The following is a 24,966-nucleotide window of genomic DNA, read 5'->3' as shown; positions in this document are numbered from 1 at the left end:
ACATCGACGACGGCGGCATCGGCAGCCCGTCCGACGCGCGCCGGACGATGCCCGCGATGTCCGAAGGTGGCATCTGCGTCCCCATCGGAGGCCGATCATACACGGCCATTCAGGTCGGGGAGCGCAGCCACACCGGGCTCCCCGGATGGATCGGGCGCTCAGCGTTTCCTTCCCGGCCCCAGCTTGCGGGTAACGGTATTGCGGCCGAGGCCGAGCCTTGCCGCCGCTTCGCTGCGGTGTCCGTCGGTGGCGGCCAGGGCGGCGTCCAGCAGCACCGATTCCATGCGCTCGCGCACCTCGGCGTGCAGGCCGCTGGCGCCTTCGGCCAGGCGTTGCCGCGCCCATTCGGCCAGGGCCTGGTCCCAGTGCGCCGGCGCGGGCGCCTGGCCCGCGGCGCGGGAGCGCGCGCCGCGGGCCAGCGCCGCGTGCACGTCGGCGGCGGCGATGGTGTCGGCCACCGCCAGGGCCGCCAGCCGCCAGCACACGTTTTCCAGTTCGCGTACGTTGCCGGGCCAGGGATGCTGGCGCAGCGCCTGCACGGCGGCGGAGGACAGGCGCTTGGGCGGCATGTCGAGGCGGCGCGCGGCATTGCCGAGGAAGGTCGCGGCCAGCGTCGCCACGTCGTCCAGGCGTTCGCGCAGCGGCGGCAGCCACAGCCGCACCATGTCCAGCCGGTGCAGCAGGTCGGCACGGAAACGGCCCTGCTCGACCAGCGTCTCCAGGTCCTGGTGGGTGGCAGCGACCACGCGCACGTCGACATGGATCAGCTCGCGGCCGCCGACGCGGAAGAACTCGCCTTCGGCCAGCACGCGCAGCAGCCGCGTCTGCAGCGGCAGCGGCATGTCGCCGATTTCGTCCAGGAACAGGGTGCCGCCATGGGCCTGCTCGAAGCGGCCTATATGGCGTCTGGCCGCGCCGGTGAAGGCGCCGGCCTCGTGGCCGAACAGCTCGCTCTCCAGCAGTTCGGCGGGAATGGCCGCGGTGTTGAGCGCGACGAACGGGCCGCGCGCGCGCGGCGATTCGCGGTGCAGCGCGTTGGCCACCAGCTCCTTGCCGGTGCCGGTTTCGCCGTTGATCAGCACCGACAGCGGCGCCTGCGCCAGGCGCCCGATGGCGCGGAACAGCGCGCGCATGGCCGGCGTATCGCCGATCAGCTGCGGCGCCTGCTGGTCCTGCGCGGGCGCGTGCGGCGTCTCCACGCGCGGCTCGGGTTCGGGCAGCGCGCGGCGCGCCAGCTCCACCGCGTCGTCCAGGTCGAACGGCTTGGACAGGAATTCGTGCGCGCCGCCACGGAACGCGCCGGCGGTGCTGGCCACGTCGGTATAGGCCGACATCACGATCACCGGCATCTGCGGCAACGCGGTCTTGAGCTTCTCCAGCAGCACCAGGCCATCGTCGCCGGGCATGCGCACGTCGGTGAACAGCAGGTCGGGCGCCGGTTGCCGCGCCAGGGCATCGAGCGCGGCGGCGGCGCTGTCGAAACCCTCCACGGTGTAGCCGGCGTCGCGCAGCGCGGTGGTCAGCACGAAACGCACCGCGCGGTCGTCGTCCACCACCCAGATCGTCGCCGCCGGCGCGGGAACGTCATGCATCGGCCGCCTCCTTTTCCTCGCCGGCGGCCGGCAACGGCAGCAGCAGGGTGAACACGGTATGCCCCGGGCGCGAACGGAAGCTCAGCGTGCCGCGGTGCTCGCGCGCCACCTGCTGCGCCAGCGCCAGGCCTAGGCCGGTGCCCTCGGCGCGGCCGCTGACCAGCGGCAGGAACAGGTGTTCGGCCAGGTCGTCCGGCACGCCGCGGCCGTCGTCGGCCACTTCCAGGCGCAGCGCCAGCGGCGCGGCGTGCTCGGCGATGCGTGCGCCGTGTTCGACGCGGGTGCGCAGCACGATGCGTGCGGCGCCGGCCTGGATCGCGTTGCGCACCAGGTTGAGCAGGGCCTGGGTCAGGCGGTCGGCATCGCCGGCGAATTCGGGAATGCTGGGGTCGTAGTCGCGCTGCAGTTGCAGGGCCCAGCCGGCTTCGTTTTCGGCCAGGCGCAGCACGCGTTCGAGCGCGGCATGGATGTTGAGCGGCGCGTGCGGCCGCTGCGGCGCCGGCGACAGCAGTTGCTCGAGCAGGGTGTTTAGGCGTTCGATCTCGGCGCCGATCAGTTCGATCAGCTCGCTCTCGGCGGCGTCGCGGTTGCCCGCGCGCCGCGCCAGCAGCTGCGCCGCGCCCTTCAGCCCGGCCAGCGGATTGCGCAGTTCGTGGGCCAGTCCCTTGAGCGCGGCGGCGAAGGCGCCGGGCAGCACCTGCGCCGGATCGGGTGCGGCGAACTCGTCCACCGGGTGCGCTTCCAGCAGCCAGCCGCCGGCGTCCAGCGGCGTCAGCCAGCCTTCGGCGAAACGCGGGCGTTCGCCGGGCAGCGCCAGCGCCAGCCGCGACAGGCGCACGGCATCGAGGGCGCCGGCCTGCGCGAGCCTGTCGGCCAGCGCTTCGCCCTGGCTTTCCAGCGAGGCCAGCGGCTGCCCCAGCAGGCGCCGCACGCTTACCCCCAGCCAGCGGCAGAACGCCGGGTTGGCGCCGGCGATGCGTCCATCCGCCGTGGCCCACGCCAGGGGCGTGGCCATCATCTCGGCGGTGGGCAGGGAACCGGTGTCGCGCATTGCACCAATGTAGTGCAAAGAGGGCGAGGGTCGCCACGCCGAAGCCGGCCAGACCCGCGGCGGCGGGCCCGGCCGTTCCCGCTCAGGCCTCGTAGGCCGATTCGCCATGGGTGCTGATGTCCAGGCCGGTGCGCTCGGCTTCCTCGCTTACGCGCAGGCCGACCAGCGCGCGCACCACCAGCAGGATCAGGGCGGTGACCGCCGCGCTCCACAGCACGGTGAAGCCGACGCTGACGGCCTGTACCCAGAGCTGGTGGCCGATCTCCAGGCCCGCCTTGGTGCCGCCCAGCGACTGCGCGCTGAAAACGCCGGTGAGCAGCGCGCCGACGATGCCGCCGACGCCATGCACGCCGAACACGTCGGCGGTGTCGTCAACCCGCAGCAGCCGCTTCAGGCCGGTGACGCCCCACACGCAGACCATGCCTGTGACGAAGCCGATCACGATGGCGCCCAGCGGCCCCACCGTGCCGCAGGCCGGGGTCACGCCGACCAGGCCGGCAACCGCACCGGAGGCCGCGCCCAGCGCCGAGGGATGGCCCTTGGTCAGCGCTTCCACCAGCGTCCAGCCCAGCACCGCGGCGGCGGTGGCCAGCACGGTGTTGAGGAAGGCCAGCGAAGCGACGGTATCGGCCGCGGCCGCGGAACCGGCGTTGAAGCCGAACCAGCCCACCCACAGCAGCATCGCGCCGAGCCAGGTCAACGGCAGGTTGTGCGGCTTCAGCGCGACATGGCCGTAGCCCAGGCGCTTGCCGACGAACCACGCCGCCACCAGCCCGGCCACGCCGGCGTTGATGTGCACCACGGTGCCGCCGGCGAAGTCGATGGCGCCCATTTCGCCCAGGTAACCGCCGCCCCAGACGATGTGCGCCATCGGGATGTAGCCCAGGGTGAACCACAGCGCGGAGAACAGCAGCACCGCGCGGAAGCGGATGCGTTCGGCGAACGCGCCGACGATCAACGCGGTGGTGATGCCGGCGAAGGTGGACTGGAAGGCCACGAACAGGTAATCCGGCAGGCCGGCGATCGGCGTGTTGCCCACCGATTCCGGGGTGAAGCCCCTGAGGAAGGCGAACTCGGTGAAGGAACCGAAGAACGGGTTGCCGGCGCTGAACACCGCGCTGTAGCCGTAGGCCACCCACAGCAGCAGCACCAGCGAGAACACCACCAGCACCTGGCTCAGTACCGACAGCACGTTGCGGGCGCGCACCAGGCCGCCATAGAACAGCGCCAGCCCCGGCACCACCATCATCAGCACCAGCAGCGTGGAGGTGAGCATCCAGGCCACGTCGCCGCGGTCGAACGCGGGCGCGGCATCCTGCGCCGATGCGGCCAGGGGAAACAGCGCCAGCGCGAGGCCGGCGGGCACGGACGACAGGCACAGACCACCCGTCCGGGCCTTGGGCCCGGTGAAAATTTCCTTTCGCATTGTCGACTCCGGTTGGGGGTGGATCAGCGCAGAGGGCGACTGCCGGAGCCTCTCTCCCTCCGGGGGAGGGATCGGGGCGGGGAGTGGTGGAGTCCCGTTGGTTCAAACATCACCGGCTCCGTTCGTCCCTCATCCGGCGCTTCGCGCCACCTTCTCCCGAAGGAGAAGGAACAACCGTCCTTCGCGCTGATTCAAGGGTTGGGGTTCAGAGCGCGTCGGCGCCCGTTTCGCCGGTGCGGATGCGCACCACCTGTTCGAGCGGGGTGACGAAGATCTTGCCGTCGCCGATCTTGCCGGTGCCGGCGGCCGCCTGCAGGGCCTCGATCACCGCCTCGGCGTGGTCGTCGGTGACGGCGGTCTCGACGCGGATCTTGGGAAGGAAATCGACCACGTACTCGGCGCCGCGGTACAGCTCGGTGTGGCCCTTCTGCCGGCCGAAGCCCTTGACCTCGGTGACGGTGATGCCGGAAACGCCGGCCGCGCCCAAGGCCTCGCGCACTTCGTCGAGCTTGAACGGGCGGATGATGGCGGAGATCAGTTTCATGCGCAGGTCCCGATGTGGAGGAGACCGGCCCGGGGGGGGCCGGCATCGTGTCTTCCATCGGCCAGGGATCGGCCGCTGGCGTTGCGCCGGATGCGCTGCGGGCCGGTGACGCGGGGAGGAAAGCCTGGCCCGCGCGGCGCGTTTCCGGGTTCTCTTGCCACTGCCTGGGTGTTGCCGGGTTTGCCGCCGGGGGCGGCGATGGCGAAAGCGGGAGGGGAGGGACTTTGCCATCGCCGCCGTTGCCGGCAGCAAGGGGGTACGGCGGCCGCGCGAGGGCGGCCGTCCCGATCAGCTGGCGTAGTACAGCTGGTATTCCAGCGGATGGGTGGCCGCGCGGAACGCGGTCACTTCCTTCATCTTCAGAGCGATGTAGGCGTCGATGAAGTCGTCGCTCATCACGCCGCCGGCCTTGAGGAACTCGCGGTCCTTGTCCAGCGCTTCCAGCGCCTGGTCCAGCGAGGAGCAGACCTGCGGGATCAGCTTCTCCTCTTCCGGCGGCAGGTCGTACAGGTCCTTGTCGCTCGGCGCGCCCGGGTCGATCTGGTTACGGATGCCGTCCAGGCCGGCCATCATCAGCGCGGTGAAGGTCAGGTAGCCGGACTGGATCGGGTCGGGGAAACGCATCTCGATGCGGCGCGCCTTCGGGTTGGACACCCACGGGATGCGGCACGAGGCCGAACGGTTGCGCGCCGAATAGGCCAGCATCACCGGCGCCTCGAAGCCCGGCACCAGGCGCTTGTAGCTGTTGGTGCCGGAGTTGGTGAAGGCGTTGATGGCGCGGGCGTGCTTGAAGATGCCGCCGATGTACCACAGCGCCATCTGCGACAGGCCGCCGTAGCCGTCGCCGGAGAACAGGTTCTTGCCCTCCTTGGCCAGCGACTGGTGCACGTGCATGCCGCTGCCGTTGTCGCCGACCAGCGGCTTGGGCATGAAGGTCACGGTCTTGCCGTTGCGGTGCGCCACGTTCTTGATGACGTGCTTCATGCGCTGCAGTTCGTCGGCCTTGGTCACCAGCGTGTTGAACTTGGCGCCGATCTCGCACTGGCCGGCATTGGCCACTTCGTGGTGGTGCACTTCGACCTCGATGCCGACCTTTTCCAGCACCTTGCACATCTCGGCGCGGATATCGTGCAGCGAGTCGGTCGGCGGCACCGGGAAGTAGCCGCCCTTCACGGTCGGGCGGTAGCCGCTGTTGGCGCCGTCGTAGCTCTTGCCGGTGTTCCAGGAACCTTCCTCGGAGTTGATCTTGAAGAAGGTGTGGCCCATGTCGTTGGCGAACTGGACCGAATCGAAGATGAAGAATTCCGGTTCCGGGCCGAAGAAGGCCAGGTCGGCGATGCCCGAGGACTTCAGGAAGGCCTCGGCGCGCTTGGCGATGCCGCGCGGGCAGCGGCCGTAGCCCTGCATGGTGGCCGGGTCGAGCACGTCGCAGGTCAGCACCAAGGTCGGATCGGCGTAGAACGGGTCCAGGTAGGCGCTGGCCGGGTCCGGCATCAGCACCATGTCCGATTCGGCGATGCCCTTCCAGCCGGCGATCGAGCTGCCGTCGAACATCTTGCCTTCCTCGAACAGCGACGGCTCGATGATCGAGACCGGGAAGGTCACGTGCTGCTCGATGCCGCGCATGTCGACGAAACGCAGGTCGACGAACTCGACCTGGTTGTCCTTGATCAGCTTCTCAACGTTTTCCAGGGACATCGGGCAAAACCTCGGATGGAGTGGCGTGCCTTGGGTATAGCAACTCGCGTGCCAACTTCAGAAGGCCCGCAAGCCCTTGTTTTTACAAGGAGCCTGTGGGTCCCGAGTGCCAGCAATGCACCACAATGGGGCATCTGACGGATGAACGCACCACAAGGGTGCAGGCGGGCGATGCTCTATCCTTTGCCGATCCTTTCCCATTGCACGCCCATGTCCGACCCGATTTCCGCCCTGCTGCTCGGCATCCTCGAAGGCCTGACCGAATTCCTGCCCATCTCCAGCACCGGCCACCTGCTCATCGCCGAGCGCTGGCTCGGCGCGCGCTCGGACTTCTTCAACATCGTCATCCAGGCCGGCGCCATCCTCGCCGTCACCCTGGTGTTCCGGCAGCGGCTGTGGGCGCTGGCCACCGGCCTGGGCGAACGCGAAAACCGCGACTACGTGCTGAAACTGGGCACGGCGTTCCTGGTGACCGCGGTGGTCGGCCTGCCGGTGCGCATGGCCGGCTGGGAATTGCCGGAAACGGTGACGCCGGTGGCCTGGGCGCTGGTCGTCGGCGGCGTATGGATGCTGCTGGCGGAGGGTTTCGCCGCGCGCCTGCCCGACCGCGACAGCGTCACCTGGAAAGTCGCCGTCGGCGTGGGCCTGGCGCAGGTGGTGGCCGGCGTATTCCCGGGCACCTCGCGTTCGGCCGCGGCGATCTTCCTGGCCATGCTGCTGGGCCTGAGCCGGCGCGCTGCCGCCGCCGAGTTCGTCTTCCTGGTGGGCATCCCGACCATGTTCGCGGCCAGCGCCTACGCCTTCCTGGAACTGGCGCGGCACGGCCAGCTCGGCCACCAGGACTGGGGCGACGTGGGCATCGCCTTCGCCGCCGCCGTGGCGACCGGTTTCGTGGTGGTGAAGTGGCTGCTGGGCTACATCAAGCACCATCGCTTCACGTGGTTCGCGGTATACAGGCTGGCGTTGGGCGTCGCGCTGCTGCTGTTCCTGCCTGCTGGAAACTGAATGCGGAAAGCCGCCGGCAACCCCCGCGGCCGGCGCCATGCGTTTGCATCACCGCCTGCCACGGCGGCCCCGCCGGGCCATCGCCGGCGCGACGTCGAAGAACCGCCCCGGGCGGCTCTTCCATCCCCTTTCCCCATGCTTCCCAAGGAGTACGACATGAAGCGCATCCTGCTGCTGGCCCTGCCCATCGCCCTGATGACTGCCTGCAACAACGCCCCCTCCACCACCCCGGCAGACGCCGCGCCCGCGCCTGCGGCCGATGCGGCGCCGGCCACCGCGGCCACGCCGGTCGACGCCGGGCAGCTCGGCGCCAACCACTGGGTGCTCGACAACGCGGTCGACAGCGCTGGCAAGCGCATCGACGCGCTGTTCGTGCGCGCCGACAAGCCGGTCACCCTGGGCTTCGCCGATAGCCGCCTGTCGGTGGACAACACCTGCAACCGCATGGGCGGCGGCTACACCCTGGCCGGCAGCGAGATCACCGTTTCGCGCATGGCCTCGACGATGATGGCCTGCGCCGACCAGGCGCTGATGGCGCTCGACCAGGCCGTCGGCAGCCGCCTGGAAGGCACGCTGAAGATCGACCAGCTCGACGCTTCCACGCTCAAGCTGACCAGCGCCGCCGGCGACGTGCTGACCTTCCGCGGCGAACCGACCGCCGAGACCCGCTACGGCGGTCCGGGCCAGACCGTGTTCCTCGAGGTCGACGCGCAGACCAGGCCGTGCCCGCACCCGCTGATCCCGGACAAGCAGTGCCTGCAGGTGCGCGAAGTGCACTACGACGACAAGGGCCTAGAGCAGGGCAAGCGCGGCGAGTTCAGCCATTTCTACGACGCCATCGAGGGCTATACCCACGAGGACGGCGTGCGCAACGTGCTGCGGGTCAAGCGCTATGCGGTGAAGAACCCGCCGGCCGATGCATCCTCGCAGGCCTACGTGCTGGACATGGTGGTCGGCTCGGAAACGGTGAAGAAGTAACCGGCCTCGCCACCGCTGGAAACGACGAAGGGCGCCGCAAGGCGCCCTTCTTTTTTATCCACCAGGAGCATGCCCTGGGGCGCGGTGGACTATCGTGCAGATCCTCCCGCAACAGCACCCACATCCGTACGCGGGGATTGGAGCTTCCGTGCGGGGGCGAGCCCCGCACCTATACGCTCAACCCAGGGCCGGGTTGAGCGTATAGGTGCCGTGCACCGCCGCTTCGGCCAGCACGTGGCCGTGCATGGCGCGGTACACGTCGGCGGCGGTGAAGTCGCCTTCCACCGGCAGGCGTTCCACGTCCAGCGCGAACAGGCGGAAGAAGTACCGGTGCACGCGCTCGTCGTTGAACGGCGGGTACGGGCCGTCGTAGCCGCGGTAGGTACCGGCCATGTCCGGGTTGCCGGCGAACCAGGCGGTGTAGTCGTTCACGCCCTGGCGCGCGCCTGCCGGGCCCATCGGCGGCTGCTTGCCGCGCGCGGTGAAACCCTCGCTGCAGCTGCCGGCGGCGATCTCGCGCAGCGGGGCGGGAATGTCCACCATCACCCAGTGGATGAAGTCGCCGCGCGGCTGTTCCAACGGGATGGTCACGTCGTCGCGGCCGACCAGTTCGGGCACGGTCGGCACGTCCGGGTCCACGCACACCAGCGCGAACGAACGCGTGCCTGCCGGCACGTCGCTCCAGGCCAGCTGCGGGTTGCGGTTGGCGGCGAAGCCGGTGGCATCGCCAGCCGCGAATCCGGCCGGGATCGGCCGGCCGTTGTCGAAACTCTGGCTGCTCAGTTGCATTGCCTTCTCCTGAAAGGGAGGCGCCGGCCGCGGCCGGCGCCTGCCATTACGTGTGGATCGACGGGTGGATCGCGCGCTCAGGCGTCGGGATAGCCCAGGCGCGCGGCGACCGGGGCCAGGTGCGCGAATTCGGCGGCCAGCACCTGCGCGTACCGGCGCCAGTGGCCGGGCGGGATGGTGGCCGGGCCGATGCTGCGCACCGGCGGGAAGCGCAGCCCGAAGGCCTGTTCCAGCAGGTTGCCCATCGCCGCCGGGTCGTTGACCGCGTCGTCGATGCGCAGGATCAGGTGGGTGTAGAGATCCTGCTCGTGCAGGTCGGCCACCTGCTCCAGCGCGCGCGCCAGCCAGCGCGCCGCCTCGTCGGCCGAGGTCAGCGCCAGCGGTGCCGGCGCGCCCAGCGCCAGCCATTCGACCAGCATGTCGCGCGGGTCGCGCACCACCACCACCAGGCGGCCTTCCGGCAGCTGCGGGCGCAGCGCCCACAGCAGGGCGTTGTCCCACCACAGCAGCCAGTCGATCACGTTGCCGTCGGCGATGCCGCGCGCCGGCAGGGCATCGCGCCACTGCTGCACGAACTGCGCCGGGCTCAGCGCGTCCTCGGCCAGGCGCTGCAGGGTGTGGAAGTTCTGGAAGGCGTCGTCCGGCGGATTCGGCCCGAAGCGGTCGCCGCGCAGCACCGGGCTGCCGGCGGCCATCACCGTCACCACGCGCTCCACGCCCGAACCCGGCGCGCCCCAGACGAACAGCGGCCGCATCGGGTTGTCCTGCGCCACCTCGCCCATCGCAGGCCATTCGCCCGGCGCCCTGGCCTGCGGCGGCAGCGGCAGGCGCGAGGGCGCCAGGTCGCCGTGCAGGCGCTGCCAGGTGGCCAGCGCCGCGGCCGGCTCGCCGGCGCGGTCCTGCACCGCGCCCAGCCACACCCGCAGTTCCGGTTGCGCGGCTTCCGGCGCGCTGTCGATCAGCGCCTGCACATGGGCGATGGCCGCCGCCGGCTCGCGCTCGAGCAGGGCTTCGACGATGCGCTGCTCGCCGCTGACGCGGCCCGGCTCCAGGGCGACGATGCGCCGCGCCACCGCTTCGGCGGCATCGGCTTCCTCGTTCATGTCGTGCAGGCGCAGGCGCGCTTCCAGCGCCGGCAGGTGATCGGGCATCGCCGCCAGCCAGCGCTCGACCACCTCCACCGCTTCCGGGCTGCCGACCGGCGCCACCGCCAGCCGCGCCAGCCACAGGTCGTGCAGCTGCGGGTGCGCGGCCAGCGCCGCGTCCAGTTCGGCGCGCGCCTCGTCCTCGCGGCCCAGGCGCTGCCAGGCGACCAGCAGCATCTGCAGGGTGGCGCGGTCGCCGGGCAGTTCGGCCAGCAGCGGGCGCAGGTGCTCCAGCGCCTGCAGCGGCTGGCCCGATTCGAGCTCCAGCTCGCCGGCCAGGCGGCGCATGCCCGGGGTGTCGCCTTCCGGCGTGGACAGCACCTGCCGCATTACCTCGGCGGCGCGGTCAGGGTGGCCCTGGCGCAGCGCCAGCTGCACCAGCAGGCCGCGCAGCGCATGGTTGGACGGATTCAGTTCGACCACGCGGCGGAACGCCTGTTCGGCGAAGGCCAGCAGGTCCTTGCCCAGATAGGCGAAGCCCAGCGCGTAGAGCACGCGCGGATCGTCGGGCAGGCGCTGGCTGGCGGCCGACAGGACCGCCAGCGCACGGTCGGCGTCGCCGCGGCGCAGCGCGACCATGCCTTCGATGGCGCCCAGTTCCGGGCTGTCGGGCTCCACGCGCGCGGCCATGCGGCCCAGGCGCTCGGCCTCGTCGATGTCCTCGCGCGCCAGCGCCAGGTGCGCCTGCATCAGGTAGGCGGAGAATTCGTTGGGGTTGAGCGCGGTGGTGCGCTCCAGCGCCTGCCCGGCGTCGTCGATGCGGCGCTGGGCCAGCAGCAGCCCGGCGTGCTGCAGGTGCAGGTCGGCATTGTCCGGCGCCAGCGCCAGTGCCTGTTCAAGGCTGGCCTGGGCGGCGGCGGCATCGCCCTGCTGCTGCAGGGCCAGCGCCAGCCAGCGGTGCGCCTGCGGCTGCTGCGGTTCGGCGGCGACCCACTGCCGGGCGGCGGCGATGGCGTCGTCGGTGGCGTTGCGGCGCAGGGCTTGAATGATCGTGTCTTGCATGGCGGTCCGGCGTAGGCACAAAGCGCCATTGTAGAGGCGCAGCCTGCTCCGCACGCCTTTGGCGCTGCGGACTCAGGAACCGAGCGCCAGCGCGGCCTCTTCCGGCGCCTGCCAGGCGCCCACCGCCGCCGCCAGCCGCTGCGCCACCCAGCGCTCGGCGAAACCGTCGCCGCGCAGGTTCTCGATGAAGCCGCAGTGCCCGCCCCAGCGCGCGATTTCTAGCCGCGCGTGCGCCGGCAGGCGCCAGTGGCGGAAGGTGGTGAACGGGATCACCGGATCGTCGCGCGCCATCAGGATGTCGGCCGGCACTTCCAGCGTGGACAGGCGCGGGCCGGCGATGGAATAGCCGTCGAAATAGTCCTGCAGCGTGGCGAAGGCGGTGTGCCGCTCGACCAGCCAGCCGGTCAGCGCGCGGATGTCCAGCTTCAGCACGGTGTCGTCGCAGTCGGCCAGTTCCGGGAACAGGTCGCGCTTGCGCCGCAGCGAGCCGGTCCACTTGCGGCGGAAATACCAGTCGTACATCGCCGGGCCGCGCTCGATGCTGTCCATGGTCAGCGCCGGGTCCAGCACCGGGCATACCGAGGCCACGTGCCGCAGCGGCACGCCGGCGGCGGGCGCGTGCAGGGCCAGGCGCAGCACGAAGTTGCCGCCCAGCGAGTAGCCCGCCGCCACCAGCGGCAGCCCCGGGAAGCGCCCGGCCAGGTCGCCGGCGGCCTGCACCACCTCGTCGATGCGGCAGGAATGGAAGATGCCCGGGTTGAGGTGATGGGTGTTGCCGTGGTCGCGGAAGTTCAGCCGCACCACGTCGAAGCCCTGTTCGAGCATGCGCGCGGCGGTCATGCGCATGTAGCTGGATTCGGCGCTGCCCTCCCAGCCGTGTAGCAGCAGCGCCAGGCCGACCGGCGCGCCGCCCGGCAGGCGGCTGTGCCAGGCCTGCAGGCGCACGCCGTCGCCGCCGTCGAGGATGAGTTCGCGGGTGATGGCGCCGCTGGAGGCCAGCAGCCGCTGGCCGCGGCGCAGGCGCACCCCGCTGGACGCCAGCATCGACTGCAGGTGCGGATTGCGCAGCCAGCGCGGCGGCTGGTACTGGGTGGCGCTCAACATGGCGCTCATGCTGCGCGCCGCCGGCGGGAGAAGGCGTGAACCAGCGCCATCGCGCTAGGCGCCTTCCATCACCGCCACGATGCGCGCGCGCGAGGTCTCGGCGATGCGCCGGCGCCCTTCAAGGTCGTGGCTGCCGACCGGCTCGAGGAAATGCACCTCGGCGCGGCGCGCCGGCTCGCCCAGCAAGCGCAGGAAATTGCCGAAGAAACTCTCGCCCGGCGCGAACGCGACCCGGGTCTGGGCATCGCCGCGCACGCCGTAGCGCAGCGCCACCGGCTGCACCGGCACGCCGGTCTCCACCGCCGCCTGGAAGATGCGCGCATGGAACGGGCCGACCTCGTGGCCGCCGCGGGTGCGGCCTTCGGGGAACACCGCCACCGGCCGGCCCTCGCGCAGCCGCTTGGCCATCTCCTCCATCACCCCGCCCAGCGATTCGGTGTTGCCGCGCTGGTGGTAGATGGTGTGGCCGCGGCTGGCCAGCCAGCCGACCAGCGGCCAGCCGGCGATCTCGCGCTTGGCGACGAAGCCGACCATCTTCTGGCTGTGGATCATGCTGATGTCGACCCAGCCGACATGGTTGGCGACGAACAGCACCGCCCCCGGCTGCGGCTGGCCGAGGCGGCGCAGGCGGAAACCGAAGATCCACATCAGCCCGCCGGACCACCAGCGCACCACCTTGTGTTCCAGCGGATCGGTGGCCGCGCCGAGGCGGCCGAACGGCGGCGCCATCAGCAGCAGGATCAGCGGCAGGAAGATCACGACGTGGACCAGCAGCAGCGGCACGCGGTACAGATAACGGAACGCACGCGCCACGCTGCCCTGGCGGGCGGGACGGGGGGAAGTCATCCGCGCACGATACCGGATGCGGTCCGGCTTCCGCCAGCGGCGGCCAGGGCCGCGGCCGGGCGCACGGCGGCCGCGGCGCGCTCACCCGGACGCGCCGGCAAAGCGGTATAAATCCGCTCACGCCTTCTGGGGGAACCGGACATGGAGCAGCTAGCGCGGTCGGCGGCCGGGGACATGCTGCGCCTGTTCTCGGCGGCGCTGGAGGAAGTCGACAGCGGCGTGATCCTGTTCGACAACCAGAACCGCATCGTGCATTTCAACAAGGCCATGGAAGTCCTGTCCGGCTGGCCGCGCGCCGAGGCGGTGGGCCGCAACCTGGGCATCCTGGCGCCGCCGGCCATGCGCGAGCGCTACGACAGCGAACGCCACCCCGGCCCGGCCAACCGCGTGCAGGAACTGGCCAGCCAGCCGCGCGACGTGCAGCTGGTGCGCAAGGACGGGCAGACGCGCTGGATCAGCGTGTCGCTGGCGCAGACGCCGGGCGCGGACGGTCAGCTGCACATGGCCTTCGTCAGCGACGTCACCGCGCGGCGCCAGCGCCAGGAACGCGAACGGCTGCTGTCGCTGGGCTTCGACGAGACCCAGAGCGCGGTGCTGATCACCGATGCGCGCGGCCGCGTCGTGCACCTGAACAAGGGCTTCTGCCGCCTGTTCGGCTTCGACGCCAGCCAGGTCCTGCGCCGCCACGTCGCCGCGCTGCTGGTGCCCGACCGCACCCGCCGCCGCGCGGTGCTGGACCACGCCGCGCGCCTGCTGGCCGGCGAGCCGGTGCGCTGCGACGAGCGCGTGGCCTGCCGCGACGGCCGGCCGCTGTGGTGCTCGGTCAGCGTCAACCCGATCTTCGACGACTACGGCACGCTGGCCAACCTGGTCATCGTGCTGATGGACATCACCCACACCAAGGTGCACGAGGTGCTGCAGCACCGGATGCTGGACGCGCTGGTGCGCGAGGTGCCCACCAGCGAGGTGATGCAGATGATGTGCCGCGACGTGGAGCAGACCGCGCCGCAGGTGCTGTGCTCGGTGCTGCGGGTGGAGGACGGGCGGCTGCGCACGCTGGCCGCGCCCAGCCTGCCGGAGGCCTACATCCGCCAGGTGGACGGCATCCCGGTCGGTCCGGGCGTGGGCTGCTGCGGCACCGCCGCCCACACCGGGCAGACGGTGGTGGCGCGCGACATCGCGCTGGACCCGAACTGGCAGGGCATCAGCCACCTGGCGCTGGAGCATGGGCTGGCGGCGTGCTGGTCCACGCCGATCAAGGCCAGCGACGGCCGCGTGCTGGGCACCTTCGCCTTCTATTACCGGCGGCCGCACGATCCGGACGCCTTCCACCGCCGCCTGGTCGACGTGATCGTGCACCTGTGCGCGCTGGCGCTGGAGCGCGAGGAAGCGCGCAACCGCATCCGCCGGCTGGCCTTCTACGACGACCTCACCGGCCTGCCCAACCGCAACCTGCTGCATGCCCAGGCCGACCAGGCGATCACCGCGGCGGCCGGCGCCGGCCAGGCGCTGGCGGTGCTGTTCATCGACCTGGACCGCTTCAAGCAGATCAACGACTCCTTCGGCCATCCCGGCGGCGACCAGCTGCTGCGCGCGGTCTCGCGGCGCCTGCAGGACGAGGCCGGCGCGGCGGACATCGTCGGCCGCCTGTCCGGCGACGAGTTCGTGATGGTGCTCGCCGCCTGCGACGCGCAGTCCGCGGCCGAGCGCGCCGAGCGCATCCTGCGCCGGCTGTCGCTGCCGCTGCCGCTGGACGAAGTGCAGATCCGCCCGTCGGCGAGCATCGGCATCAGCATGTTCCCGCACGACGGCCACGACATGGAAACGCTGCTGCACCACGCTGACATGGCCATGTACCAGGCCAAGAACGGCGGCCGCAACGGCGCGCGCTTCTATTCGCGCGAGATGGACCACAACGCGCAGGAACGGCTGGCGCTGGAGACGGCGCTGCGCGAGGCCGTCGAGCAGCGCCAGCTGCACCTGCACTACCAGCCGCAGATCCGGATCGGCGACGGCCGCCTGTGCGGCGTGGAGGCACTGGCGCGCTGGCGGCATCCGCGCCTGGGCGAGGTGCCGCCGATGCGCTTCATCCCGCTGGCCGAGGAATGCGGGCTGATCGTCGATATCGGCCACTGGGTGCTGGAGGAGGCCTGCGCGCAGCTGGCGCGCTGGCGCCGCGCCGGACTGGACGTGCCCTGCGTGGCGGTGAACCTGTCCCCGACCAACTTCCACGACCTGGACCTGCCGGCGCGGATCGAACAGGTGCTGCGGCACAACGCGCTGCAGCCCGGCGACCTGACCGTGGAGATCACCGAGGACGTACTGCTGGATACCGACCCCAGCACCCTGCGCACGCTGCATGCGGTGCACGCGCTGGGCGTGCGCCTGTCCATGGACGACTTCGGCACCGGCTACTCCAGCCTGAGCTACCTGCGCCTGCTGCCGATCAGCGAACTCAAGCTGGACCGCAGCTTCGTGCGCGGCATCGAGAGCGACGAGGTGGCCAGCGCCCTGACCCGCGCCATCGCCCATATCGGCCAGAGCCTGCGGCTGACGGTCGTGGCCGAGGGCGTGGAAAGCGCCGAACAGCTGCGCCTGCTCGGCGAACAGGGCTATTGCATCGCGCAGGGCTACCACTTCACCCCGGCGCTGCCGGCCGAGGAGCTGGAGGCGTGGGCCCGGGAACGGCCGTAGGAGCGCACTTCAGTGCGCGATGGGGCTCTACCGGGGAAGCCTCGATCGCGCACTGAAGTGCGCTCCTACGGCAACCTCAACCTGTGGAAGCAGGTCAAACAGGCACCACCGCCAGGGTCAGGCGCGAAATGCACACCGGCTTGCCGGCTTCGTTCTCGATGCGGATTTCCCAGACCTGGGTGGTGCGGCCGACGTGCAGCGCGCGCGCCGTGCCGGTGACCACGCCCGAGCGGGCCGCGCGCAGGTGGTTGGCGTTGATCTCCAGCCCCACGCAGACCTGGCTGGCGGTATCCACGCACAGGTTGCCGGCGCTGCTGCCCAGCGTCTCGGCCAGCACCACCGAGGCACCGCCATGGAGCAGGCCGTAGGGCTGGCGCGTGCGTTCGTCCACCGGCATGGTCGCCTGCAGCCAGTCCTCGCCGGCGCCGGTGAATACGATGCCGAGGTGGTCGATCAGGGTGCCCCGGCTGAGGCGGTTGAGTTCGTCCAGTGAAACGGGGGCGCGGAAAACCATGGCGATGACCGGTGTGGAATCGATGCCAGTTTACGGGGCCGCGCGCAGGCCGGGTTCACCCGAACAGATCGTCCTGCGGCGGCGGATAGACCAGCCGGCCATCGACCAGGCGCGCGGTGTCGGTCAGCGCATGCACCTGCAGGTGGGTCGCGTCGAGGATGTGCCGCACCTCGATGCCGCGCGTGGTGAGCACGTCGGCGATCAGGCGGCGATGGCAGCGCCACCACACCGCTTCGGCGCACATCAGCGCGGTGCGGCGGCGCGCGGCCAGTTCCAGCAGCAGCGCCAGGCCTTCGGCGAACTCGGCGCTTTGCAGATGATCGGCGTAGCCCTGGAAGGCGGCATTGCGCCACGCGCCGTTGGGCGAGCCCGGCAGCGCGCGGCGGCGCCCGCCCAGCTGCGGCAGCCAGAGGTAGTCGAAGCCCGCCGCCGGCAGGGTGCGGGCCATGGTCTCGCCGGCGAACCAGGGATGGCGCCGCGAGCCGGGGAAACGGCGCACGTCGGCCACCGCCTCGATGCCGTACCCACCCAGCAACGCGAGGAAGTCGTCCCAGTCGCGGGTGGAATGGCCGACGGTCCAGACGGTGGCGACGCCGGCCATGTCAGCCGATCTTCTCCAGCACCGCGCCGCGGTGCATGGCGATGTGGTCGGTGCGGTCGCTGCGGATCTCGTACTGCGGGTCGTCCTCGCTGCAGCGGCGCATGTGGCCCTTGTACGACGTATCGCGGGTATGGACCTTGATGATGTGGCCGGTGACGTGGCCGGCCTCGGAATTCCAGCGGACGTGGTCGCCGACCTTGAAGGCGTGGCTCATGGCAATGCTCCGGGTGGGAACAGAAGGCGGTTCCGGCGGCAACGGCGGGATGTGCGTCATGCGCAGGGCGCCACCGGCCCGTGCCGCGGCCCCCTGGAAGGCGGAGCGGGCCCGTTCCACGCGGCGCGGGAACGGCGGGCGGGCGGAGCGCCGGAACACGGGCCGCGCGGCGGCCCACCCTTGTTTTATAGGTCCCTGCCGTGAATTCCCGGTCAAGGGCGGCAGATGGTTCAGGACGCCAGCGTCCAGCGCAGCGTTTCCAGCGTCCTGCCGTTGAGTTGGACGGAGAGCGCGTGCGCACCGGGGTGATGCACACGGGTGGTTACCTGCCGCAGGGCGTGGCGCTTCTCCAGCCGCAGCCGGGCGCCGGGCGGAAGCTCGAAGGTCTTCCACTTGAAGACCTTGGGGCTGAGCGCGCCGTTCGCCTTGCGGTAGTGCACCGCATAGTCGAGCACGATGCGCTGGTTCCGGGACGAGCGCGATTCCAGATCGATGGCGAAGACCAGCGTGTCGCCCATCGCGTAGACCGCCTCCTCGAAGCGCAGGCCATGCACGCGGACGGCGGCGCCGGCATCGACGCCGATCGCCGCCAGGGCCGGCGCGTGGCCGGCCTTGATCAGGGTGCGCAGCGCATGCCGGGTGATCCATTCCAGCCGCGCCTTCTCCTCGGCGGTCGTCGCCTCCCTGCGCCAGGCGAGCAGGGTATCCACCACGTACCCGGGATGGTCCTTGGCGATGTCGTTCAGGTGGTTGGCGACGCTCTTGCGCACGTAGAGCGAGGCGTCGAAGACCAGCGCGCGCAGGATGGGCAGGGTCGGCGTGGGGTCGGCAACCAGCTGCTGCAGGCGTTCGCCCCAGGGCAGGCGCGGCCGCGAGCCCTCCGAAGCCCAGCGCCGGTCGTGTTCGTTGTCCGATGCCGTGCAGCGCAGGAGATGGGCCAGCGTTTCCTGCGGGTGCAGGCGGAGGAAGGGCCGGACGGCGAATTCGGCGGTGAACAGCCGGGTGAGCACGGTCAGCGCATCGAGCGAGCGCCTGCGGTCGTCCAGGCCGAAGGTCTGCACGAAATCGGTGAACGGCCAGATGTCGAAACCGCGCAGGTTCCCTCTCCCGGCGGCGGCGAGCAGGACGGCCAGCGCGTCCGGGTAGGAGGCGGGCAGCCGCCGCGCGAGCTCGTCCCGCACCCGCGCGATGCGCGGCTTGAGCTCGAGCCGCGCCAGGTCGCCGGCGATGCCTTCGAAGGCCCTGCGATCGAAGGCGGGATGGACCGCCTCGATCTCACGGCCCATGCGCTCCAGCAGGGCCGGGCCCACGCTGTGCTTGAAAGCGGAAGGGTTGTGCTCTTGTTCCAGGCCCACGGTCGGTTTCCTCGCTGTGGCGGCGGTCTGCCGGATGCATGCCGGCGACGCGGGATGGATCGCGCGCCGGAACCAAACGGCCGCCGCGCATGATGAGGATCGACGCCGGGCGCACGACCCGGTGGGCGCCACGACCCGGCCGGATCACAGGATCGGCACCAGCCCCGCGCCGAACGCGGTGAGCATGCGCACCAGCAGCCATTTCGGCCCGACGTCGACCTCGGGGAAGTCGCCCACCGGCACGTAGCAGCGGCGGAAGTCCGGATCGTGCCGCGACAGCGGCAGCGGGCATTCCGGTCCCGGCTGGAACGCGTAGTTGGTGGCATAACGCCACGGCCAGACGTCGAGGATCGGCAGCGCCTCGGAGGCCTTGCCCAGGCTGTAGTTCAGCCCCGAAAGTACCGGTGCCTTCTCGCGCGGCGCCACCACCCAGGCGTTGTCCGGCGCGATGTCGCGCAGGATGCTCTGCGCCAGCCGCTCGGCGAACACCGGGTCGTCGATGATCACCGCGCCCTCGGTGTTGTAGTTCTCGCTGCGCGGATCGAAGTTGTGGGTGCCGACCACGCCGATGCGGCGGTCCACCACCAGCGACTTGGCGTGCAGGCCCATGCGCGCGCCGCGCCGGGTGACCGGCAGCGGACGGTTGGCCGCCTTGCTGCCGAGGAACGAAGGCCGCGTCTCGGTACGCAGCACCTCGCGCTCGACCTCGCTGCCATCGGCGCCCGCGCGCCGCCCCGGACCGCTGCCGCGCACGTTGCTGCCGGCCACGCTCGCGCCGATCACCCGGTCCGGCGGCGGCGGCGCGTCGTCCAGCGCCGCGGACAGCAGGTTGGCCGGGGCCACCGGCGCATCCAGCGGGAACGGCTTGTACTCGTAGACGTCGAAGCCCAGCACGCGCAGGTTGCGGCGCTTGTACTTGTAGGACATCGCATAGACGATCGGGTTGTCGGTCGCCGCCAGGCTGTTGGTGGACACCACCACGCGCGGCGGCGACTGGCGCGCGCGCAGGTCCTCGAACAGCTTCTGCGCCGGCCTGGAGAGCACCAGGTACGGGGTCTGCAGCAGCACTTCGGACTGCGCGCCGGCGATGAGCGCGTCCAGCCGCGGCTCGGTGGCGTGCGGCGCCTGGTCGCCGCGGTGCTTGCGCGGCAGGTCGGCGACGTAGGCCACCGAACGCACCGGCAGCGCGGTGTCGACGAAGGCCTCGGCGACGAACGCCGGGTCGGCGGCCTCGGCGGCGGCGCGCGCCACCCGCTCCGGGCGCAGGAAACGCGCTTCGGGCAGCGCGGGCACGCCATGCCGCAGCAGGGTCCGGCCGACGTCGTTGAGGCGCTCGGCCGGCACGCTGCGGCGCGCTTCCCAGAACGCCTGGAAGTTGGCGGCCATCTCGCGCGCCTCGGGCCCGGCCACCACCACGTCGCGGTCGCGGAAGTTGTACTCGCGGTCCCAGTCGTAATAGTCGTCCTGGTAGTTGCGCCCGCCGACCACGCCGACCACCCCGTCCACCACCAGCAGCTTGTTGTGCATGCGCTGGTTGAAGCGGCGGAAGCAGCACAGCACGCTGCCGGCGTAGTCGAAGTAGTTGAGCTTGGCCTTGCCAAAGGTGGGGTTGTAGATGCGCAGCTCGAAGTTGGCGTGCGCGCCGGACAGCGCGCCGAGCATCTGCAGGTCGGAAATCGCCGAAAGCTGGTCGATCAGCAACCGTACCTTGACCCCGCGCCGGGCGGCGTCCAGCAGCGCGTCGATGATCATGCGCGCGCTGTCGTCGGTATCGAAGATGTAGGTCTGCAGGTCGACGCTGCGGCTGGCGCTGCGGATCAGGTTCAGCCGCGCCACCAGCGACAGCTCGCCCTCATCCAGCAGGGTGGCGTAATGCCGCGGCGCGCCGGCGGCCTCGGAATCGGCGATGGCCTGCGCGCCCAGCGCGCGCAGCGGCGAATCCAGCGCGCAGCGGTCGGGGCGTTCGCAGTCCAGCGCGGTGGAGCGGGCGGCCACGGCGATGCCCTCGGCGCGCTCGCGCTGCTGCGGCGACAGCGACGCGCAGCCGCCGGCCAGCAGGGCCGAGCCGAGCAGCAGGAGGCGGAGCAGCAGGTTCACGGCAGGGGGGCGCCCACCAGGCGCGTACGCAATATGAAGGTCACACGGTCACTCAGGGCGAACTGCCAGCTGTCCATGCCGTAACGACCGCGCTGGACGGTACCCCGGCTGACGAGGTCGCAATCATAGCCCGGCCTCGCGCATTCAGGCTCCTCCAGGCGCAGCACCTCGCGCCGGCTGACGCCGCGGATGGTCAGGCGCCCCTGCACGCTGCCGCCGCGTTCGACGATGTCCGGCTCGTAGGGGTCGGATTCGAACTCGACCAGCGGATGCCGCTGCGCGTCGAAGAAGTCCTCGCCACGCATCCAGCCGGTGTAGCGCGGCTTGCCGGGAATCTCGACGTACTGGGTGAACATGCGCAGGCGCACCTGGTGGCGGCCGTCGGGCAGCACCGTGATCCAGCCGTCGAAGCGTGGGAACTCGCCCTCGATCCGCTGCCCGAACCGGGTGCGGATCTCGAAGCCGAAGCGCGAATGTACGGTATCGAACTGCAGCGGCTGCGACGCGGACGCCGCGCCCGTCGCCGCCAGCAGTGTCAGCAGCAGTCCAGCACACACCGACCGCATGCGCTCAGCCCCTGTCCACGTTCCCGTCGCATCCGCCGGCAGCCGGGGACGGGCCGCCGGCGCCGTCCGCCCATGTACCCGCACCGGCGCGCATGCGCCGCGCGCCACCCTGGCCCCCGGACCGTCGCACGCGGCGGATCGCGGTCATGGGCTCAGGGCCACCAGAAGGCGGCCAGGCGGGCGATGCCCGGTTCGATCGCCGCGGCCATCGGCAGCGACAGCACCGCCACCGAGGCGGTGGGCATGCCGCGGTAGTCGCCGGACTGGCCGCTGTGCATCAGCGCCACCAGCCGCTCCATGCCCGGGTTGTGGCCGACCAGCAGCAGGCGCTCGACCTCGCGGTGCTCGTCCACCAGCGCGGCGAGGGTCCCGGGCGTGGCGTCGTAGATCCGCTCCTCCAGCCGCTGCTCGACATAGCCGGTCAGCGACAGCACCGCCTCCAGCGTTTCGCGCGCGCGCCGCGCCGGCGAGCACAGCACCCGGTCCGGCACCAGCCGCTGCTCCAGCAGCCAGCGACCGGCCGCCTCGGCCTCGGCCAGGCCATGCGGGGAAAGCGGACGGTCGATGTCGGCCAGGCCATTGTCGGCCGGCTCGGCGTGGGCATGTCGCAGCAGGATCAGTTCACGCATGAGGTTTCATTAGCTCCGGGTCAGACCTTGTTCAACCATTTCAGAAGCGGCTCCCAGTCCTGCTGGTGCTCGCGGACCTGGGCGGAGTGGTAGTCGAACAGGCTGCGGCCCAGGCCGACCATGACCACGTAGCTCTGGCTGTCGCGCAGCTGCGCCACCACTTCGTACGGCCATTGCGCCAGCATCTGCCGCGCCTGCTGCGACGTCTGCGTCCACGGCTTGGTGCGATTGAGCACCAGGCCCACCGGCAGCGCGCGCGAGTGCACGCGCCTGACCTTGGCCAGACTGTTCAGGAAACCGACGATGGCCTCGATGTCCAGCGCCGACGGCAGCACCGGCACCACCACCGCGTCGGCCACGTCCAGGAAATGCTCGAGATCGTCCGCATGCGCGCCGGCCGGGGCGTCGATGATCACCTGCTCGGCGCCATCGGGAATGTGCTTTTCCCAGGCCTTCTTGCGGTAGACGTCCACCGGCAGCACGGCGCTGTCCAGGCCGGCGCGGCGTTGCGCCCAGCGGGTGCTTGACCCCTGCGGGTCGGCGTCGGCGATCACCGTCGCCCTGCCCTGCAGCGCCGCGTGCGCGGCCAGATGCGTGGCGATGGTGGTCTTGCCCACACCGCCCTTGGAACCGGCCACCAGGATCGTCTTCATGCACGCCTCGTTTTGCGCGGGACTGCCCGCAGCGTACACCGGCGCGCGACGGCCGCGGTAGTCGGTGCGTGAGGACGGCGCGCGGTGGGCGTTCCCGGCAAAGCCCGCCGCGCACCAGGCTGCGCTCCTGCGGGTGCGGCGCGCGCTTTGCTATCGTGGCGGTCCACACCGGAGCCGCCATGAGCGAACTGCAGGACCTGACCGCGCTGATCCGCGCCAATACGCCACTGATCGTCATCGAAACCCCGGACGAGGCGCGGGTCGTGGACCTGTTCCGGCAGGCGCTGATGCACGTATGGCGGGCGCTGTACCGCTGGTCGATCACCGAGGGCCTGCGCCGCATCGACATGGACCGCGAAGACGAGGCGGTCGGCCCGCCCGACGCCAGCGCGGCGCTGCGCATGATCCAGGCCGCCGAGCAGCGCGGCATCTACCTGCTGCTCGATTTCCACCCCTACCTGGGCTACGCCAGCCACCAGCGCCTGCTGCGCGACATCGTGCAGCGCCGCCACAGCCAGCCGCACGTGCTGGTGCTGGTCGGCGCCAAGGTCGAACTGCCGGCCGAACTGGAAGCGCTGGCCACCCGCTTCAACCCGCGCCTGCCCGACGCAAACGCGCTGCTGAAGATGCTGCGCGAGGAAGCGGCGGCCTACGCCGGCGACAACGGCGGCCGCCGCGTGGAGGTGGACCAGGACGCGGTGCGGCAGATCCTGCGCAACCTGCAGGGCCTGAGCCTGCCCGACGCGCGCCGCATCGCCCGCCAGCTGATCTACAGCGACGGCGCGCTGCGCGCCGACGACCTGCCGCAGCTGGCGAAGCTGAAGTTCGAACTGCTCAACCGCAGCGGCCACCTGCACTACGACTACGACAGCGCGCGCTTCGGCGACGTGGCCGGCGCCGCGCGGCTCAAACGCTGGATCGAGCAGCGCCGCGCGGTGTTCGTCGCCGGCGACGCGCCGCCCGGGCTGGACCCGCCGCGCGGCATGCTGTTGCTCGGCGTGCAGGGCTGCGGCAAGTCGATGCTGGCCAAGGCCACTGCCGCCGGCTTCGGCGTGCCGCTGCTGCGGCTGGACTTCGGCACGCTGTACAACAAGTACCACGGCGAGACCGAGAAGAACCTGCGCGACGCGCTGGCCTCGGCCGAGCAGCTGGCGCCGTGCGTGCTGTGGATCGACGAGATCGAGAAGGGCCTGGCCAGCAGCGGCGAGGACGGCGGCGTCTCGCGCCGGGTGCTGGGCTACCTGCTGACCTGGATGGCCGAACGCAAGGCGCCGGTGTTCATCGTCGCCACCGCCAACCAGGTGCACGAGCTGCCGGCCGAACTGCTGCGCAAAGGCCGCTTCGACGAGATCTTCTTCGTCGACCTGCCCGCGCCCGACACCCGCGTGGAACTGTTGCGGCTGCACCTGGGCAAGCGCGGGCTGGACGCCGACGGCTTCGCCCTGCCGGCGCTGGCGGCCGCGGCCGACGGTTTTTCCGGCGCCGAGATCGAGCAGGCGGTAGTCGCCGGCCTGTACGCCGCGCACGCCGAGCGCGCGCCGCTGGACACCGACCTGCTGATGGCCGAGATCCGCAACACGCGGCCGCTGTCGGTACTGATGGCCGAACAGGTACAGGCGCTGCGCGACTGGGCGCGCGGGCGCACGGTGCCGGCGGACTGAGGGCACCCGCCAATACGCCGCCGGGCCGGCCCGGCAGCGGGGTTTGCCTGGCAGCTCAGGGCCAGGCCGGCGGATCCGCGGCCCAGGCCTGCTGCACTTCGGCCAGACGCGCGCGTTCTTCGTCCTTCCACAGCGGCAGCAGCTGCGGGAAGCGCGCCGGGGTGTTCCACTGCTCCGGCTCGGTGCGGACCGCTGCCGCGTACCACTGCAGCGCTTCATCGCGACGGCCCAGTGCCCACAGCGCCAACGCCAGGGTCGGCGGTGCCCAGCTGGCGTTGCCGCGCGTGCCGCTGGCCGCCTGCGTCCACAGCGCCAGTGCGCCCTCGGCATCGCCCTGGCGGTACAGGTCCCAGCCCTGGTTCCAGCGGATGCTGCGCGACTGCAGCGAGTTTTCGGAGACCGACGCCAGCGCTTCCTGGTAGAGCTTGGCCGCCAGCTCCCCGCGGCCTTCGGCATAGGCGATGCCCGCCAGCTGGACCGTGGCATCCACGCCCTTGCGGCCGCGCTCGCGCAGTTTCATCAACTGGTCGACCAGCCCCGGCTGTTCCGGCGGCAGCGCCTGGATGGGCCTGGCCGCGGTGTCGTCATCGAAATAGAACTCGGCGATCTTCGGCATCCCCTGTGCCCACGCCGTCGAACAGAACAAGCCAGCCAGCAGCAACAGGCCGCCGGCCACGCACCTTATCACCTGCATGTTGCAATCCCCATCGTTCAGCATCCAGCAAGGGTCCGATCCTAACCGCTCGGGCGGCCGCCCGCGAGTCCGCCCGCCGGAGCAGCGGCGGGCGCCAAAACCCCCGCT

22 protein-coding genes are annotated in these 24,966 nt (G+C 71.1%); 4 read left to right on the top strand and 18 right to left on the bottom strand.

The genetic code is table 11. From position 1 onward, the window contains the following. Positions 1-158: 158 nt before the first annotated feature. From ntrC to glnA, 5 genes are all read right to left on the bottom strand, one after another. Positions 159-1,592, bottom strand: a complete 1,434-nt coding sequence (ntrC, locus tag ABTV91_RS03370) for a nitrogen regulation protein NR(I) (protein ID WP_433853221.1) — start codon at positions 1,590-1,592, stop codon at positions 159-161. After that, the gene (locus ABTV91_RS03365) at positions 1,585-2,643 is read right to left on the bottom strand and encodes a two-component system sensor histidine kinase NtrB (RefSeq protein ID WP_433853220.1); all 1,059 of its coding nucleotides are present in this window, start codon (positions 2,641-2,643) and stop codon (positions 1,585-1,587) included. Before ABTV91_RS03365 ends, ntrC begins: the two co-directional genes overlap by 8 nt. 82 nt (positions 2,644-2,725) lie before the next feature. After that, the gene (locus tag ABTV91_RS03360) at positions 2,726-4,069 is read right to left on the bottom strand and encodes an ammonium transporter (protein WP_433853219.1); all 1,344 of its coding nucleotides are present in this window, start codon (positions 4,067-4,069) and stop codon (positions 2,726-2,728) included. Between the two features lie 205 nt (positions 4,070-4,274). After that, the gene (locus ABTV91_RS03355; protein WP_433853218.1) at positions 4,275-4,613 is read right to left on the bottom strand and encodes a P-II family nitrogen regulator; all 339 of its coding nucleotides are present in this window, start codon (positions 4,611-4,613) and stop codon (positions 4,275-4,277) included. A 288-nt stretch (positions 4,614-4,901) separates the two neighbouring features. Continuing rightward, positions 4,902-6,311 (bottom strand): type I glutamate--ammonia ligase, encoded by a 1,410-nt coding sequence (glnA, locus tag ABTV91_RS03350; RefSeq protein WP_433853217.1) that lies wholly within the window; start codon positions 6,309-6,311, stop codon positions 4,902-4,904. Between the two features lie 210 nt (positions 6,312-6,521). Between glnA and ABTV91_RS03345 the strand changes: the two genes are divergently transcribed. Then, positions 6,522-7,316, top strand: coding sequence for an undecaprenyl-diphosphate phosphatase (locus ABTV91_RS03345; protein WP_433853216.1), 795 nt, complete (start codon positions 6,522-6,524; stop codon positions 7,314-7,316). Positions 7,317-7,472: 156 nt separating this feature from the next. Continuing rightward, entirely contained in the window at positions 7,473-8,294 is an 822-nt protein-coding gene (locus tag ABTV91_RS03340; RefSeq protein ID WP_433853215.1) for a DUF4377 domain-containing protein, read from the top strand. Between the two features lie 177 nt (positions 8,295-8,471). Here the strand turns inward: ABTV91_RS03340 and ABTV91_RS03335 are convergent, their stop codons facing one another. From ABTV91_RS03335 to ABTV91_RS03320, 4 genes are all read right to left on the bottom strand, one after another. Next, positions 8,472-9,083 carry a YbhB/YbcL family Raf kinase inhibitor-like protein gene (locus tag ABTV91_RS03335; protein WP_433853214.1) on the bottom strand — a complete coding sequence of 204 codons (612 nt, stop codon included), beginning with the start codon at positions 9,081-9,083 and terminating at the stop codon, positions 8,472-8,474. A gap of 77 nt (positions 9,084-9,160) precedes the next feature. Next, positions 9,161-11,230 carry a tetratricopeptide repeat protein gene (locus ABTV91_RS03330; protein WP_433853213.1) on the bottom strand — a complete coding sequence of 690 codons (2,070 nt, stop codon included), beginning with the start codon at positions 11,228-11,230 and terminating at the stop codon, positions 9,161-9,163. A gap of 72 nt (positions 11,231-11,302) precedes the next feature. After that, positions 11,303-12,331 (bottom strand): YheT family hydrolase, encoded by a 1,029-nt coding sequence (locus ABTV91_RS03325; protein ID WP_433854111.1) that lies wholly within the window; start codon positions 12,329-12,331, stop codon positions 11,303-11,305. A gap of 57 nt (positions 12,332-12,388) precedes the next feature. Beyond that, positions 12,389-13,180, bottom strand: a complete 792-nt coding sequence (locus ABTV91_RS03320; protein WP_433853212.1) for a lysophospholipid acyltransferase family protein — start codon at positions 13,178-13,180, stop codon at positions 12,389-12,391. A 141-nt stretch (positions 13,181-13,321) separates the two neighbouring features. Here ABTV91_RS03320 and ABTV91_RS03315 point away from each other — a divergent pair, with 141 nt between their 5' ends. Further along, positions 13,322-15,874 carry an EAL domain-containing protein gene (locus ABTV91_RS03315; protein ID WP_433853211.1) on the top strand — a complete coding sequence of 851 codons (2,553 nt, stop codon included), beginning with the start codon at positions 13,322-13,324 and terminating at the stop codon, positions 15,872-15,874. Between the two features lie 94 nt (positions 15,875-15,968). On the opposite strand, the gene ABTV91_RS03310 is transcribed toward ABTV91_RS03315, so the two are convergent. The 8 genes from ABTV91_RS03310 to ABTV91_RS03275 form a co-directional block, all read right to left on the bottom strand. Further along, on the bottom strand, positions 15,969-16,388 hold the full coding sequence (locus tag ABTV91_RS03310) for a hotdog fold thioesterase (RefSeq protein ID WP_433853210.1): 420 nt from the start codon (positions 16,386-16,388) through the stop codon (positions 15,969-15,971). 55 nt (positions 16,389-16,443) lie between these two features. Continuing rightward, complete coding sequence (locus tag ABTV91_RS03305) at positions 16,444-16,989, bottom strand: DUF488 domain-containing protein (protein WP_433853209.1); 546 nt, start codon at positions 16,987-16,989, stop codon at positions 16,444-16,446. Position 16,990: 1 nt separating this feature from the next. Then, positions 16,991-17,203 (bottom strand): DUF2945 domain-containing protein, encoded by a 213-nt coding sequence (locus ABTV91_RS03300; RefSeq protein WP_433853208.1) that lies wholly within the window; start codon positions 17,201-17,203, stop codon positions 16,991-16,993. 230 nt (positions 17,204-17,433) lie between these two features. Then, on the bottom strand, positions 17,434-18,558 hold the full coding sequence (locus ABTV91_RS03295; protein ID WP_433853207.1) for a hypothetical protein: 1,125 nt from the start codon (positions 18,556-18,558) through the stop codon (positions 17,434-17,436). A gap of 144 nt (positions 18,559-18,702) precedes the next feature. After that, positions 18,703-20,655, bottom strand: a complete 1,953-nt coding sequence (locus ABTV91_RS03290) for a phospholipase D family protein (protein WP_433853206.1) — start codon at positions 20,653-20,655, stop codon at positions 18,703-18,705. Then, positions 20,652-21,221, bottom strand: a complete 570-nt coding sequence (locus tag ABTV91_RS03285) for a YceI family protein (protein WP_433853205.1) — start codon at positions 21,219-21,221, stop codon at positions 20,652-20,654. The genes ABTV91_RS03290 and ABTV91_RS03285 overlap by 4 nt, the downstream gene beginning before the upstream one ends. A gap of 152 nt (positions 21,222-21,373) precedes the next feature. Then, positions 21,374-21,850, bottom strand: coding sequence for a SixA phosphatase family protein (locus tag ABTV91_RS03280; protein WP_054662172.1), 477 nt, complete (start codon positions 21,848-21,850; stop codon positions 21,374-21,376). Positions 21,851-21,870: 20 nt separating this feature from the next. After that, entirely contained in the window at positions 21,871-22,503 is a 633-nt protein-coding gene (locus ABTV91_RS03275; protein WP_433853204.1) for an AAA family ATPase, read from the bottom strand. Positions 22,504-22,682: 179 nt separating this feature from the next. On the opposite strand from ABTV91_RS03275, the gene ABTV91_RS03270 reads away from it, so the two are divergent. Further along, on the top strand, positions 22,683-24,164 hold the full coding sequence (locus ABTV91_RS03270; protein ID WP_433853203.1) for an AAA family ATPase: 1,482 nt from the start codon (positions 22,683-22,685) through the stop codon (positions 24,162-24,164). A gap of 55 nt (positions 24,165-24,219) precedes the next feature. Here the strand turns inward: ABTV91_RS03270 and ABTV91_RS03265 are convergent, their stop codons facing one another. Then, the gene (locus tag ABTV91_RS03265) at positions 24,220-24,858 is read right to left on the bottom strand and encodes a tetratricopeptide repeat protein (RefSeq protein WP_433853202.1); all 639 of its coding nucleotides are present in this window, start codon (positions 24,856-24,858) and stop codon (positions 24,220-24,222) included. Positions 24,859-24,966: the final 108 nt, after the last annotated feature.

It is taken from the genome of Stenotrophomonas nitritireducens (assembly GCF_050984405.1).
In the GTDB taxonomy this organism is placed as follows: Bacteria; Pseudomonadota; Gammaproteobacteria; order Xanthomonadales; family Xanthomonadaceae; genus Stenotrophomonas; species Stenotrophomonas nitritireducens_B.
Note: the sequence above shows the minus strand (reverse complement) of the source record. Positions and strands in the feature narration are given on the sequence as shown.

What these genes read in the sequence shown, in the direction of transcription:
- ABTV91_RS03270 (WP_433853203.1), top strand. Translation starts at nt 22,683, where the DNA reads ATGAGCGAACTGCAGGACCTGACCGCGCTGATCCGCGCCAATACGCCA.
- ABTV91_RS03315 (WP_433853211.1), top strand. Translation starts at nt 13,322, where the DNA reads ATGGAGCAGCTAGCGCGGTCGGCGGCCGGGGACATGCTGCGCCTGTTC.
- ABTV91_RS03330 (WP_433853213.1), bottom strand. Translation starts at nt 11,230, where the DNA reads ATGCAAGACACGATCATTCAAGCCCTGCGCCGCAACGCCACCGACGAC.
- ABTV91_RS03365 (WP_433853220.1), bottom strand. Translation starts at nt 2,643, where the DNA reads ATGCGCGACACCGGTTCCCTGCCCACCGCCGAGATGATGGCCACGCCC.
- ABTV91_RS03340 (WP_433853215.1), top strand. Translation starts at nt 7,473, where the DNA reads ATGAAGCGCATCCTGCTGCTGGCCCTGCCCATCGCCCTGATGACTGCC.
- ABTV91_RS03285 (WP_433853205.1), bottom strand. Translation starts at nt 21,221, where the DNA reads ATGCGGTCGGTGTGTGCTGGACTGCTGCTGACACTGCTGGCGGCGACG.
- ABTV91_RS03305 (WP_433853209.1), bottom strand. Translation starts at nt 16,989, where the DNA reads ATGGCCGGCGTCGCCACCGTCTGGACCGTCGGCCATTCCACCCGCGAC.
- ABTV91_RS03335 (WP_433853214.1), bottom strand. Translation starts at nt 9,083, where the DNA reads ATGCAACTGAGCAGCCAGAGTTTCGACAACGGCCGGCCGATCCCGGCC.
- ABTV91_RS03265 (WP_433853202.1), bottom strand. Translation starts at nt 24,858, where the DNA reads ATGCAGGTGATAAGGTGCGTGGCCGGCGGCCTGTTGCTGCTGGCTGGC.
- ABTV91_RS03355 (WP_433853218.1), bottom strand. Translation starts at nt 4,613, where the DNA reads ATGAAACTGATCTCCGCCATCATCCGCCCGTTCAAGCTCGACGAAGTG.
- ABTV91_RS03345 (WP_433853216.1), top strand. Translation starts at nt 6,522, where the DNA reads ATGTCCGACCCGATTTCCGCCCTGCTGCTCGGCATCCTCGAAGGCCTG.
- ABTV91_RS03280 (WP_054662172.1), bottom strand. Translation starts at nt 21,850, where the DNA reads ATGCGTGAACTGATCCTGCTGCGACATGCCCACGCCGAGCCGGCCGAC.
- ABTV91_RS03360 (WP_433853219.1), bottom strand. Translation starts at nt 4,069, where the DNA reads ATGCGAAAGGAAATTTTCACCGGGCCCAAGGCCCGGACGGGTGGTCTG.
- ABTV91_RS03300 (WP_433853208.1), bottom strand. Translation starts at nt 17,203, where the DNA reads ATGAGCCACGCCTTCAAGGTCGGCGACCACGTCCGCTGGAATTCCGAG.
- glnA (WP_433853217.1), bottom strand. Translation starts at nt 6,311, where the DNA reads ATGTCCCTGGAAAACGTTGAGAAGCTGATCAAGGACAACCAGGTCGAG.
- ntrC (WP_433853221.1), bottom strand. Translation starts at nt 1,592, where the DNA reads ATGCATGACGTTCCCGCGCCGGCGGCGACGATCTGGGTGGTGGACGAC.
- ABTV91_RS03320 (WP_433853212.1), bottom strand. Translation starts at nt 13,180, where the DNA reads ATGACTTCCCCCCGTCCCGCCCGCCAGGGCAGCGTGGCGCGTGCGTTC.
- ABTV91_RS03275 (WP_433853204.1), bottom strand. Translation starts at nt 22,503, where the DNA reads ATGAAGACGATCCTGGTGGCCGGTTCCAAGGGCGGTGTGGGCAAGACC.
- ABTV91_RS03310 (WP_433853210.1), bottom strand. Translation starts at nt 16,388, where the DNA reads ATGGTTTTCCGCGCCCCCGTTTCACTGGACGAACTCAACCGCCTCAGC.